Annotated in this window: 10 protein-coding genes, 4 tRNA genes and 1 pseudogene; all 15 read right to left on the minus strand. The window is 55.7% G+C overall.

Annotation, left to right across the window (positions count from 1 at the left end):
• Window positions 1–55: 55 nt before the first annotated feature.
• Window positions 56–4,129: a DNA-directed RNA polymerase subunit beta gene (gene rpoB, locus HYI44_RS14695; RefSeq protein ID WP_122838842.1), complete on the minus strand. Its 4,074-nt coding sequence runs from the start codon at window positions 4,127–4,129 to the stop codon at window positions 56–58.
• Between the two features lie 220 nt (window positions 4,130–4,349).
• Complete coding sequence (rplL, locus tag HYI44_RS14700; RefSeq protein ID WP_008145490.1) at window positions 4,350–4,715, minus strand: 50S ribosomal protein L7/L12; 366 nt, start codon at window positions 4,713–4,715, stop codon at window positions 4,350–4,352.
• A gap of 80 nt (window positions 4,716–4,795) precedes the next feature.
• Window positions 4,796–5,296 carry a 50S ribosomal protein L10 gene (rplJ, locus tag HYI44_RS14705; protein WP_045057462.1) on the minus strand — a complete coding sequence of 167 codons (501 nt, stop codon included), beginning with the start codon at window positions 5,294–5,296 and terminating at the stop codon, window positions 4,796–4,798.
• Between the two features lie 198 nt (window positions 5,297–5,494).
• The gene (gene rplA, locus HYI44_RS14710) at window positions 5,495–6,190 is read right to left on the minus strand and encodes a 50S ribosomal protein L1 (protein ID WP_007896626.1); all 696 of its coding nucleotides are present in this window, start codon (window positions 6,188–6,190) and stop codon (window positions 5,495–5,497) included.
• Complete coding sequence (rplK, locus tag HYI44_RS14715; RefSeq protein ID WP_003210097.1) at window positions 6,190–6,621, minus strand: 50S ribosomal protein L11; 432 nt, start codon at window positions 6,619–6,621, stop codon at window positions 6,190–6,192. The genes rplA and rplK overlap by 1 nt, the downstream gene beginning before the upstream one ends.
• Before the next feature lie 117 nt (window positions 6,622–6,738).
• Window positions 6,739–7,272: a transcription termination/antitermination protein NusG gene (gene nusG, locus HYI44_RS14720; protein ID WP_007896622.1), complete on the minus strand. Its 534-nt coding sequence runs from the start codon at window positions 7,270–7,272 to the stop codon at window positions 6,739–6,741.
• 9 nt (window positions 7,273–7,281) lie between these two features.
• Window positions 7,282–7,650, minus strand: coding sequence for a preprotein translocase subunit SecE (gene secE, locus HYI44_RS14725; protein WP_008145488.1), 369 nt, complete (start codon window positions 7,648–7,650; stop codon window positions 7,282–7,284).
• 45 nt (window positions 7,651–7,695) lie between these two features.
• Window positions 7,696–7,771 (minus strand) — tRNA-Trp (locus HYI44_RS14730).
• 53 nt (window positions 7,772–7,824) lie between these two features.
• Window positions 7,825–9,100: pseudogene (locus HYI44_RS14735) on the minus strand (elongation factor Tu).
• Between the two features lie 84 nt (window positions 9,101–9,184).
• Window positions 9,185–9,260 (minus strand) — tRNA-Thr (locus HYI44_RS14740).
• Window positions 9,261–9,286: 26 nt separating this feature from the next.
• Window positions 9,287–9,360, minus strand: a tRNA-Gly gene (locus HYI44_RS14745).
• A 23-nt stretch (window positions 9,361–9,383) separates the two neighbouring features.
• Window positions 9,384–9,468, minus strand: a tRNA-Tyr gene (locus tag HYI44_RS14750).
• A 142-nt stretch (window positions 9,469–9,610) separates the two neighbouring features.
• Window positions 9,611–10,051 carry a hypothetical protein gene (locus HYI44_RS14755; RefSeq protein ID WP_225569704.1) on the minus strand — a complete coding sequence of 147 codons (441 nt, stop codon included), beginning with the start codon at window positions 10,049–10,051 and terminating at the stop codon, window positions 9,611–9,613.
• 7 nt (window positions 10,052–10,058) lie between these two features.
• Complete coding sequence (locus HYI44_RS14760; RefSeq protein WP_122838840.1) at window positions 10,059–10,808, minus strand: pantothenate kinase; 750 nt, start codon at window positions 10,806–10,808, stop codon at window positions 10,059–10,061.
• Window positions 10,798–11,757, minus strand: coding sequence for a bifunctional biotin--[acetyl-CoA-carboxylase] ligase/biotin operon repressor BirA (birA, locus tag HYI44_RS14765; protein ID WP_225569705.1), 960 nt, complete (start codon window positions 11,755–11,757; stop codon window positions 10,798–10,800). Before birA ends, HYI44_RS14760 begins: the two co-directional genes overlap by 11 nt.
• Window positions 11,758–11,879 lie beyond the last annotated feature (122 nt).

The raw sequence follows: 11,879 nt of genomic DNA on the forward strand, positions 1-11,879 counted from the left end.
TCCTGGCGGAGCAGAGAGCGGGCAATCCTGCCCCGCTCTCGATTCGCGTCACGTGTTATTCGGTTTCCAGATCGATATCGATGCCGAGGGAACGAATTTCCTTGATCAACACGTTGAAGGACTCGGGCATGCCCGGCTCCATACGGTGATCGCCATCCACGATGTTTTTGTACATCTTGGTACGGCCGTTCACATCGTCCGACTTCACTGTGAGCATTTCTTGCAGAGTGTAAGCAGCACCGTATGCTTCCAGTGCCCAGACCTCCATCTCCCCGAAACGCTGACCACCGAACTGTGCCTTACCACCCAGCGGCTGCTGGGTAACCAGGCTGTACGAACCGGTAGAACGAGCGTGCATCTTGTCGTCTACCAAGTGGTTCAGCTTCAGCATGTACATGTAGCCAACAGTAACCGGGCGCTCGAACTTGTTGCCGGTACGGCCGTCGGTCAGCTGCATCTGGCCGCTTTCTGGCAGGTCTGCCAGTTTCAGCATGGCCTTGATTTCACTTTCCTTGGCGCCGTCGAACACTGGAGTGGCCATTGGAACGCCGCCGCGCAGGTTCTTCGCCAGATCCAGGATTTCCTGGTCGGAGAAGCTGTCCAGGTCTTCGTTACGACCGCCGATCTGGTTGTAGATCTCGTCGAGGAAGGTGCGAAGTTCAGCAACTTTACGCTGCTCTTCGATCATCCGGTTGATCTTCTCGCCCAGACCTTTGGCCGCGAGGCCCAGGTGGGTTTCGAGGATCTGACCAACGTTCATACGCGAAGGTACGCCCAACGGGTTGAGGACGACGTCGACCGGGGTGCCATTGGCATCGTGCGGCATGTCTTCAACCGGCATGATCACGGAGACCACACCTTTGTTACCGTGACGGCCGGCCATCTTGTCGCCCGGCTGGATGCGGCGACGGATTGCCAGGTAAACCTTGACGATTTTCAGCACGCCTGGAGCCAGGTCATCGCCCTGCTGCAGTTTGCGCTTCTTGTCTTCGAACTTGTCGTCCAGCAGACGGCGACGATCAACGATGTAGGCCTGAGCCTTCTCGAGCTGCTCGTTCAGAGCATCTTCAGCCATGCGCAGTTTGAACCACTGACCATGCTCAAGACCGTCGAGCACTTCGTCGGTGATGTCCTGACCTTTCTTCAGACCAGCGCCGCCTTCAGCCTTGTGGCCTACCAGGGCGGAGCGCAGACGTTCGAAAGTCGCGCCTTCAACGATACGGAACTCTTCGTTCAGATCCTTGCGGATCTCGTCGAGCTGAGTCTTCTCGATGGACAGTGCACGAGCATCACGCTCAACGCCGTCACGAGTGAAGACCTGTACGTCGATGACGGTACCCTTGGTGCCGGTAGGCACACGCAGGGAGGTGTCTTTAACGTCGCTGGCTTTTTCACCGAAGATGGCACGCAGCAGTTTTTCTTCCGGGGTCAGTTGGGTCTCGCCTTTCGGAGTGACCTTACCGACCAGGATGTCGCCTGCGCCTACTTCAGCACCTACGTAAACGATACCGGCTTCGTCCAGCTTGTTCAGTGCAGCTTCACCCACGTTCGGGATGTCTGCAGTGATTTCCTCAGGCCCAAGCTTGGTGTCACGCGCCACACAGGTCAGTTCCTGGATGTGGATCGTGGTGAAGCGGTCTTCCTGAACAACACGCTCGGACAGGCAGATGGAGTCTTCGAAGTTGAAGCCGTTCCATGCCATGAACGCGATGCGCATGTTCTGACCCAGAGCCAGTTCACCCATGTCGGTGGACGGGCCGTCAGCCATGATGTCGCTACGCTGAACCCGATCACCTTTACGTACCAGCGGACGCTGGTTGATGCAGGTGTTCTGGTTGGAGCGGGTGTATTTGGTCAGGTTGTAGATGTCGACACCAGCTTCGCCGGTTTCAACTTCATCATCAGCAACACGAACCACGATACGGCTGGCGTCGACGGAGTCGATAACACCGCCACGACGAGCCACGACGCAAACGCCGGAGTCACGGGCTACGTTACGCTCCATGCCGGTACCTACCAGCGGCTTGTCAGCGCGCAGGGTTGGTACAGCTTGACGCTGCATGTTCGAACCCATCAACGCACGGTTGGCGTCATCGTGCTCGAGGAACGGGATCAGCGACGCTGCAACCGAAACTACCTGCTTCGGCGATACGTCCATCAAGGTGACGTCTTCCGGCGCCTTGACGGTGAACTCGTTCAAGTGACGAACAGCTACCAGCTCGTCGATCAGGATTTTCTTGTCGTTCATCGTGGCCGAAGCCTGAGCGATCACGTGATCAGCTTCTTCGATGGCGGACAGGAAAACGATCTCGTCGGTGACCAGGGCGTCTTTCACCACACGGTACGGGCTCTCGAGGAAGCCATACTGGTTGGTGCGCGCATAGGCAGCCAGGGAGTTGATCAGACCGATGTTCGGACCTTCCGGCGTTTCAATCGGGCATACACGACCGTAGTGAGTCGGGTGTACGTCACGAACTTCAAAGCCGGCACGCTCACGAGTCAGGCCGCCAGGGCCGAGTGCAGACACACGACGCTTGTGGGTGATCTCGGACAGCGGGTTGTTCTGGTCCATGAACTGGGACAGCTGGCTGGAACCGAAGAACTCTTTCACCGCCGCAGCCACAGGCTTGGCGTTGATCAGGTCTTGCGGCATCAGGCCTTCGCTTTCAGCCATCGACAGACGCTCTTTGACCGCACGCTCAACACGTACCAGGCCAACGCGGAACTGGTTCTCGGCCATTTCGCCAACGCAGCGAACACGACGGTTACCCAGGTGGTCGATGTCATCGACGATGCCTTTACCGTTACGGATGTCGACCAGAGTCTTCAGAACCGCGACGATATCTTCCTTGCACAACACGCCCGAACCTTCGATCTCGGTACGACCGATACGACGGTTGAACTTCATCCGGCCGACCGCAGACAGGTCATAGCGCTCAGGGCTGAAGAACAGGTTGTTGAACAGGGTCTCGGCAGCATCCTTGGTTGGCGGCTCGCCTGGACGCATCATGCGATAGATCTCGACCAGCGCTTCCAATTGGTTGCTGGTGGAGTCGATCTTCAGGGTGTCGGAGACGAACGGACCACAGTCGATATCGTTGGTGTACAGAGTTTCGATGCGAACAACCTGGGCCTTGGCAATTTTTGCCAGGATCTCGGTGTTCAGCTCGGTGTTGCACTCTGCCAGGATTTCGCCGGTTGCCGGATGCACGATGGCCTTGGCGGTAGTGCGACCCAGGACGTAGTCCAGAGGCACTTCCAGGGTCTTGAGACCGGCTTTTTCGATCTGGTTGATGTGGCGCGCAGTAATACGGCGACCCGCCTCAACGATGACCTTGCCCTTCTCGTCCTGAATATCAAGAACAGCGATTTCACCACGCAGACGCGAAGCAATCAGTTCCAGACTGAGGGTTTCGCCGCTCAGGTGGAAAACGTTGGTGGTGTAGAACGCGTCGAGCACTTCTTCAGTGGTATAGCCGAGCGCGCGCAGCAGTACCGATGCAGGCAGCTTGCGACGACGGTCGATACGCACGAATACGCAGTCTTTCGGGTCGAACTCGAAGTCCAGCCACGAACCGCGGTAAGGAATGATGCGCGCGGAGTACAGCAGTTTGCCGGAGCTATGCGTCTTGCCGCGGTCGTGGTCGAAGAACACGCCCGGGGAACGGTGCAGCTGGGAAACGATTACACGCTCGGTACCGTTGATTACGAAGGTACCGTTTTCAGTCATCAGGGGGATTTCACCCATGTAGACTTCTTGCTCTTTGATGTCCTTGATCGCTTTGTTCGACGATTCTTTGTCGAAAATGATCAGGCGCACTTTTACCCGCAAAGGTACGGCGTAAGTTACACCGCGCAATACGCATTCTTTGACATCAAATGCCGGTTCGCCCAGGCGATAACCGACGTACTCCAGCGCAGCATTGCCGGAGTAGCTGATGATCGGGAAAACGGATTTGAAGGCCGCATGCAGGCCCACGTCGCGGAACTGATCTTTAGTCGCTCCCGCCTGCAAGAATTCACGATACGAATCCAGCTGGATTGCCAGGAGATACGGCACATCCATGACGTCCGGCAACTTGCTAAAGTCCTTGCGGATACGTTTTTTCTCAGTATATGAGTAAGCCATCAGCGTTCCCCAGCTTGGTCACCTGCTTGTTTGGCCCCTCCCGACGGGAGCAGCCAGAAAATCGTGCAAACCCCATGGTTTGCGCCACCGCATCGGGTGGTTACAGCTCGTTACCAGCACCGACCCAGTCGGTTGCCAATAACGGAAAAAGGCCGGTGGCAAGAGCCACCAGCCATCAGCCTTTCGCTTAACGCTCGGGCTGGAGACGCAAGGTCGATGCTTACTTCAGCTCGACTTTAGCGCCTGCTTCTTCCAGAGTGGCTTTAGCTTTGTCAGCTGCATCTTTCGATACGGCTTCCAGAACTACGCCAGGAGCGCCGTCAACTACTGCCTTGGCTTCTTTCAGGCCCAGACCGGTCAGTTCACGTACTGCCTTGATCACGTTAACTTTCTTCTCGCCAGCTTCCAGCAGCATGACGTTGAATTCAGTTTGTTCTTCAACAACGGCAGCAACAGCAGCTGGACCAGCGGAAGCAGCGGCAGCGGAAACGCCGAACTTCTCTTCCATGGCCTTGATCAGCTCAACGATTTCCAGAACGGATTTTTCGCCGATTGCTTCGATGATTTGGTCGTTAGTCAGAGACATGACTATAAATTCCTGTATTGGGGTGACAGCCTACGCGGCCATCGAAATAAACAATAAACGCTGAAAGGAGTCGCTTAGCCTTAGGCTGCAGCTGCTTCTTTCTGGTCGCGAAGTGCCGCCAGAGTACGAGCCAATTTGCTGGTTGCGCCTTGAATCACGCTCATCAGCTGAGAAATTGCTTCGTCACGGGTCGGCAGGCTTGCCAGTACGTCGATCTGATTAGCTGCGAGGAACTTGCCCTCGAACGCAGCTGCCTTGATCTCGAACTTATCCTGACCTTTTGCGAATTCCTTGAAAATACGAGCAGCAGCGCCCGGATGATCTTTGGAGAATGCAATCAAGGTCGGGCCAGTGAACACGTCGTTGAGCACGTCATATGGAGTGCCAGCAACGGCGCGCTTGAGCAGGGTGTTACGTACAACACGTACGTAAACGCCAGCTTCACGAGCCTCTTTACGGAGTCCGGTCATAGCGCCAACTGTCACGCCGCGGGCATCAGCCACAACAGCAGACAGGGCAACTTGGGCAGCCTCGTTGACTTCAGCGACGATGGCCTTCTTGTCTTCGAGTTTAATTGCCACGGGTTTAACTCCTGCTTGTTACCGTTTCATCCAACCGAGGCCGGATGTCGTTTTGGTGTCTGATTCGGTAAGGAACCGGGAGCACCATCTGCGTAGGCTTGAGGTTTAAGACTTGCGTCGCCTACGGTCTTGGATAGCCCCCGCCAGGCAGGGACCCCAATCTTTCAATTGGCGCAATCACTTGCGCCAACCTGTGTCTTACGCGTCGAGCGAGCCTTGGTCGATGACCAGACCTGGACCCATAGTGGTGCTCAGGGTAACGCGCTTGACGTAAATGCCTTTCGAGGAAGCTGGCTTGATACGCTTCAGATCAGCGATCAGGGCTTCAACGTTTTCCTTCAGCTTGACGGCGTCGAAGCCGACTTTGCCAACGGAAGTGTGGATGATGCCGTTTTTGTCGGTGCGATAACGAACCTGACCAGCCTTGGCGTTTTTAACCGCGGTAGCTACGTCTGGCGTCACGGTGCCGACTTTAGGGTTAGGCATCAGGCCACGTGGACCGAGGATCTGACCCAACTGACCAACAACGCGCATTGCATCCGGGGATGCGATAACAACGTCATAGTTCAGGTCGCCGCCTTTCATTTCGGCAGCCAGGTCGTCCATACCTACACGGTCAGCGCCGGCAGCCAGAGCGGCCTCAGCAGCTGGACCCTGGGTGAACACAGCTACGCGAACGGTCTTGCCAGTGCCGTGCGGCAGCACAGTAGCGCTACGAACGACCTGGTCGGATTTACGCGGGTCAACGCCCAGGTTCACAGCAACGTCGAACGACTCGCTGAACTTGACGGTCGACAGCTCAGCCAGCAGAGCAGCAGCATCTACAAAGTTGTAGGACTTGCCTGCTTCGATTTTGCCGGCGATAGCCTTTTGACGCTTGGTCAACTTAGCCATTACACACCCTCCACGTTAAGGCCCATGCTACGAGCAGAACCGGCGATAGTGCGCACGGCCGCATCCATATCAGCTGCAGTCAGATCCGCGTTTTTGGTTTTCGCGATTTCTTCCAGCTGAGCACGAGTTACGGTGCCAACCTTAACGGTGTTCGGACGAGCGGAACCGCTAGTCAGACCAGCCGCCTTCTTCAGCAGAACCGAAGCAGGAGTGGATTTGGTTTCGAAAGTGAAGCTACGGTCGCTGTAGACAGTGATGATCACTGGAGTCGGCAGGCCTGGCTCAATACCCTGGGTACGGGCGTTGAAAGCTTTGCAGAATTCCATGATGTTCACGCCGTGCTGACCCAGTGCAGGACCAACAGGTGGGCTTGGGTTAGCCTGAGCGGCCTTCACTTGCAGCTTGATGTAAGCGGTAATCTTCTTGGCCATGAGGCACTCCAATTACGGGTTCAAACGCCTCGAAAGGCTCCCCGGTTACTTGCGCGTTTATCCCAGTGACGACAAAACCCCACAGCCTAAGGCTGCGGGGTTGGGATGCTTGCCCAGCTAGACCTTTTCGACCTGGCTGAACTCTAGCTCTACCGGAGTAGAGCGACCGAAAATGAGCACTGCCACTTGGATCCGGCTCTTTTCGTAGTTAACTTCTTCGACCGTGCCAGTAAAATCAGCAAACGGCCCGTCGTTGACCCGTACCGACTCGCCTGGCTCGAACAACGTCTTCGGCTTCGGCTTGTCGCTACCATCAGCAACGCGACGCAGAATCGCTTCTGCCTCTTTATCAGTGATCGGTGCAGGCTTATCAGCAGTACCGCCGATGAACCCCATCACCCGAGGAGTATCCTTGACCAAGTGCCAAGTACCCTCGTTCATGTCCATCTGGACCAGCACATAACCTGGGAAGAACTTGCGCTCGCTTTTGCGTTTCTGGCCATTACGCATTTCAACCACTTCTTCAGTGGGAACCAGAATTTCGCCGAAGCCATCTTCCATGCCAGCCAGCTTTACGCGCTCTACCAACGAGCGCATGACATGCTTCTCGTAACCGGAGTAAGCATGCACAACGTACCAACGCTTAGCCACGGGACACCCTTAGCCGACAATCAAGGAAACAAGCCAGCCGAGCAGGGAATCAAGACCCCACAACAGCAACGCCATAACCAGAACAACAGCCACTACGATCAACGTGGTCTGCGTGGTTTCTTGGCGAGTTGGCCATACGACTTTACGAATCTCGGTGCGAGCTTCCTTTACCAGTACAAAGAAAGACTTGCCCTTAACTGTCTGCAGGCCTACAAAGGCAGCTACAGCAGCAATGGCGAGCAGTGCCAGTACGCGGTACAGGATCGGCGAAGCAGAGTAATACTGATTGCCAACAACGCCAACAACCACCAAAGCGACTACTACTAGCCACTTGAGCAGATCGAAGCGAGAGCCTTGAGCTTCAGCTTTAGGAGTCATCTATGAAGATCCTGTGAAAAGAAAGCCAAACCCACCAAGTGAATCTGGCAGGTCAGGAGGGAATCGAACCCCCAACCTACGGTTTTGGAGACCGTCGCTCTGCCAATTGAGCTACTGACCTAAAACAAAATCAGGCCGACCATTATGCCGGCCTGAAAAAGACATTACAACAACTTACTCGATGACTTTTGCCACGACACCCGCGCCGACGGTACGACCGCCCTCACGAATAGCGAAACGCAGACCATCTTCCATCGCGATGGTTTTGATCAGGGTAACGGTCATCTGAACGTTATCACCCGGCATAACCATCTCAACTCCTTCTGGCAGCTCGCAGTTACCAGTCACATCAGTCGTACGGAAGTAGAACTGTGGACGGTAGCCTTTGAAGAATGGCGTATGACGACCACCCTCTTCCTTGCTCAGAACATAAACTTCAGCTGTGAACTTGGTATGCGGCTTGACGGTGCCCGGCTTGACCAATACCTGGCCACGCTCAACATCATCACGCTTGGTACCACGCAGCAATACGCCGCAGTTCTCACCTGCACGACCTTCGTCGAGCAGCTTGCGAAACATCTCTACACCAGTGCACGTGGTCTTGACCGTGTCACGCAGACCAACGATCTCAACCTCTTCCTGGATGCGAACAATGCCACGCTCAACACGACCAGTCACAACAGTACCGCGACCGGAGATCGAGAACACATCCTCGATCGGCATCAGGAACGGCTTATCAATAGCACGCTCAGGCTGCGGAATGTAGCTATCCAGAGTCTCGACCAGCTTCTTGACGGCAGTGGTGCCCATCTCGTTGTCGTCTTGACCATTCAACGCCATTAACGCCGAACCAATGATGATTGGAGTGTCATCACCTGGGAAATCGTAAGTGCTCAACAGGTCTCGCACTTCCATCTCAACCAACTCAAGCAGCTCCGCGTCATCTACCATGTCAGCCTTGTTCAGGAAGACAACGATGTACGGAACGCCTACCTGGCGCGACAGGAGAATGTGCTCACGGGTTTGCGGCATCGGACCATCAGCGGCCGAGCAAACCAGAATCGCACCATCNTACCTGGCGCGACAGGAGAATGTGCTCACGGGTTTGCGGCATCGGACCATCAGCGGCCGAGCAAACCAGAATCGCACCATCCATCTGTGCAGCACCGGTAATCATGTTTTTTACGTAGTCGGCGTGACCAGGGCAGTCAACGTGTGCGTAGTGACGCACGGCCGAATCGTACTCAACGTGAGCGGTGTTGATGGTAATACCACGAGCTTTTTCTTCTGGGGCGCTATCGATCTTGTCGAAGTCAACCTTTGCCGAACCGAACACTTCGGAGCAGACGCGGGTCAAGGCTGCAGTCAGAGTAGTTTTGCCGTGATCGACGTGACCAATGGTGCCTACGTTGACGTGCGGCTTATTACGTTCGAACTTTTCCTTAGCCATCGAAATCACCCTCAGGAGAAGAATGTTACAAGTCAAACAAGCCATTAAAACAAAGGCAGATATTTTCATATCTGCCTTGTTATATGGAGCTCTTGAGCGGATTTGAACCGCTGACCTCACCCTTACCAAGGGTGTGCTCTACCAACTGAGCTACAAGAGCGTAACACTGTGCAAGATCCGCAAACGTGGAGCGGGTAGCGGGAATCGAACCCGCATCATCAGCTTGGAAGGCTGAGGTTCTACCACTAAACTATACCCGCGAGCTTGCAACTCTCGCTAAAAATGGTGGAGGGGGAAGGATTCGAACCTTCGAAGTCGTAGACGTCAGATTTACAGTCTGATCCCTTTGGCCGCTCGGGAACCCCTCCTAAGCGAGCCGGCATTCTATATCATGCCAGCCTTCTGTCAAGCATTTTCTCATTAAAAACCTGAGGTTAGCTGCGTTGACCTCGTTCCGCTGCGTTGACCTTTAAAGGTCTTCACTGCGAAGCGGGCGCCATTCTATGCAAACTAATCCGCCTGTGCAACCCCCTCGCACGGCATTATTTTATGTTTTAACTCATTGAATTCTCTGGAAAGGTTTTGCAACTGCACATCATCCAGCCAGCGTCGGCTTTCAGGTGCGATCCGCACCCAGTAACCAGGCGCATCCGGGAGGTCGCGCGGCAAAGCTTGAAACTTGATCTCCATGCCAGCCAACCTTCGCTCGACAGCCTGAGCTAAGTCCTGCCGCGAATAACCCCCTACATACAGGCACCCGCTATCTGGCTGAACAGCCTTGGCCTTGTCCCGCGCGGCATCAGTGGATTCGCTCAGCAGGCGAATATCCTGCTGCGAACCACGATACAGGCTCAAAGGCGTGACATCCTTGGCCCGCAAGGGCGCTTCTTGTTGATGCCAGATGTAATAGAAAACATTGAGCACTAGCAGTAGCAGGAACAACCAACGCATAAATACCTCAACTCAAAGGGCACGCCATCGCCAGACCCACGAACACCAGATCTGGAACCACGCGGGCTTCAGGGACGACGCCCGAGACAAGACTTGCGTCGCCACCCGTGAGAAAAACCACAAAGTCTTCACCCCAGTAACTGCGCGCCATCTCCAATTGCGTAAGCACGAATCCCCTGAGCATCAACGAGCATCCGCGCTCTACCGCTTCGACGGTGGTGCGACCAGGAGCAAGGCTTTCCAGCGCGCGCTCGGCTGCGATGTCGCCATACCGTATCTTGCGCGTGTGGGTGCGCAGCTGATGGCGCATCAAGGGCATCCCCGGACAGATGAAGCCACCGAGATGCGCGCCGTCGCTGTCTATGAAGTCAGCGGTAACAGCTGTACCGAAGTCGAGCACAAGACACGAGCCCGACGCCAGATGGAATCCACCCAGCATCGCCAGCCAGCGATCGAGCCCCAAGCGCTCGTATTCTTCATAGCCGTTACGAACACCGGACATTTCGCGAGAGGGCGCAGCGCAGGCAACTGACACGCCATAAGCGCTCTTGAGCAAGGCGGTCAATGCACCGGTTTCTTCGGTGGTCCTGACGCTTACCAGCCGGCAATAGGTCAATGACAGGCTCACGATGGCATTCAGGCTCTCGAGCAACGCCAGATCCGAGTCAACGACCCCCTCTCCCACCGTCATACCGCCGCCCGCACCCAGCACGCGCCATTTGATAAAACTGTTTCCGCAGTCGAGCTCAAGAATCATCACGCAACCTCAGGCTGAGCTCACCACCGCTAAAGACTTTTTCCACACCACCCACCTTCAAGCGCAAAGCACCTTGCTTATCGATACCCAGCACTTCGCCATCTATCTGGTTGACCCCGGCAATCAGCGATACGGCGCGCCCCTGCCACAGATGATTCTGCTCCCACTCCGACTGGATGGCAGCAAACCCATCGGCCTGATGACGGTGCAAATAACCCTGCAGCTTCACACCCAGGGCTGCGACCAGATGATTGCGATCGAACACCTTGCCAGTCTCGAGACGCATCGACGTCCATTGCTGATCAACCTCATCAGTCATCTGCATGTTTACATTGATTCCAACGCCTAGCACTACGTGGCATACGTCAGCGGGATCGCCCACCAGCTCCAGAAGTATGCCGGCGATTTTTTTCTGCCCGACCAATACGTCGTTTGGCCATTTAAGACCAGCAGTCGACACTCCGAGCTCGCGCAGGGCCTGCATCACTGCCAGGCCTACAACCAGACTGAGACCTTCCAGCTGCCGCATTCCACCGTCGATGCGCAACACCAGGCTGTAATAGACGTTTTCGGCAAAAGGGCTGACCCACTTGCGTCCGCGCCGCCCTCGCCCGGCCGTCTGCCGTTCGGCAACCACCAGAAATGGTGCGGCCTGGCCACGCTCGATCGCGCGCAAGGCCTCGGCATTTGTCGAGTCTATGGAGTCGAAGACCAGGGTGGGCCATTCGCAGGAAGGAGCCGCCTCGCGGATGCTGACAGGGTCGAGCAGCGTCAATGGCGCAGCCAGTTGATAACCGCGGCCGCGCACTTTGTGGATGGATAAGCCCAACTCAGCTTCCAGGAGCTGGAGCTGTTTCCAAACCGCACTACGACTGACACCCAGGGCGATGCCCAGGGCCTGGCCAGAATGGAACCGGCCATCCTTAAGAAGCTTCAACAACGTCAGCATGCAAGTCTCGCCTCACAATGAGGCCCGCATGATAGCCATGCACCGAGCGATTGCATAGAAACACGAGGGCCTGAAGTTTCTTGCGGACAAAAACAAAACCCCTACCTGCATACGCAGATAGG

Origin of the sequence: Pseudomonas sp. Y24-6, from assembly GCF_020295325.1 — a bacterium.
Taxonomy (GTDB): domain Bacteria; phylum Pseudomonadota; class Gammaproteobacteria; order Pseudomonadales; family Pseudomonadaceae; genus Aquipseudomonas; species Aquipseudomonas gregormendelii.

What these genes read in the sequence shown, in the direction of transcription:
- HYI44_RS14760 (WP_122838840.1), bottom strand. Translation starts at nt 10,808, where the DNA reads ATGATTCTTGAGCTCGACTGCGGAAACAGTTTTATCAAATGGCGCGTG.
- HYI44_RS14755 (WP_225569704.1), bottom strand. Translation starts at nt 10,051, where the DNA reads ATGCGTTGGTTGTTCCTGCTACTGCTAGTGCTCAATGTTTTCTATTAC.
- rplA (WP_007896626.1), bottom strand. Translation starts at nt 6,190, where the DNA reads ATGGCTAAGTTGACCAAGCGTCAAAAGGCTATCGCCGGCAAAATCGAA.
- rpoB (WP_122838842.1), bottom strand. Translation starts at nt 4,129, where the DNA reads ATGGCTTACTCATATACTGAGAAAAAACGTATCCGCAAGGACTTTAGC.
- birA (WP_225569705.1), bottom strand. Translation starts at nt 11,757, where the DNA reads ATGCTGACGTTGTTGAAGCTTCTTAAGGATGGCCGGTTCCATTCTGGC.
- secE (WP_008145488.1), bottom strand. Translation starts at nt 7,650, where the DNA reads ATGACTCCTAAAGCTGAAGCTCAAGGCTCTCGCTTCGATCTGCTCAAG.
- rplK (WP_003210097.1), bottom strand. Translation starts at nt 6,621, where the DNA reads ATGGCCAAGAAGATTACCGCTTACATCAAGCTGCAAGTGAAGGCCGCT.
- rplL (WP_008145490.1), bottom strand. Translation starts at nt 4,715, where the DNA reads ATGTCTCTGACTAACGACCAAATCATCGAAGCAATCGGCGAAAAATCC.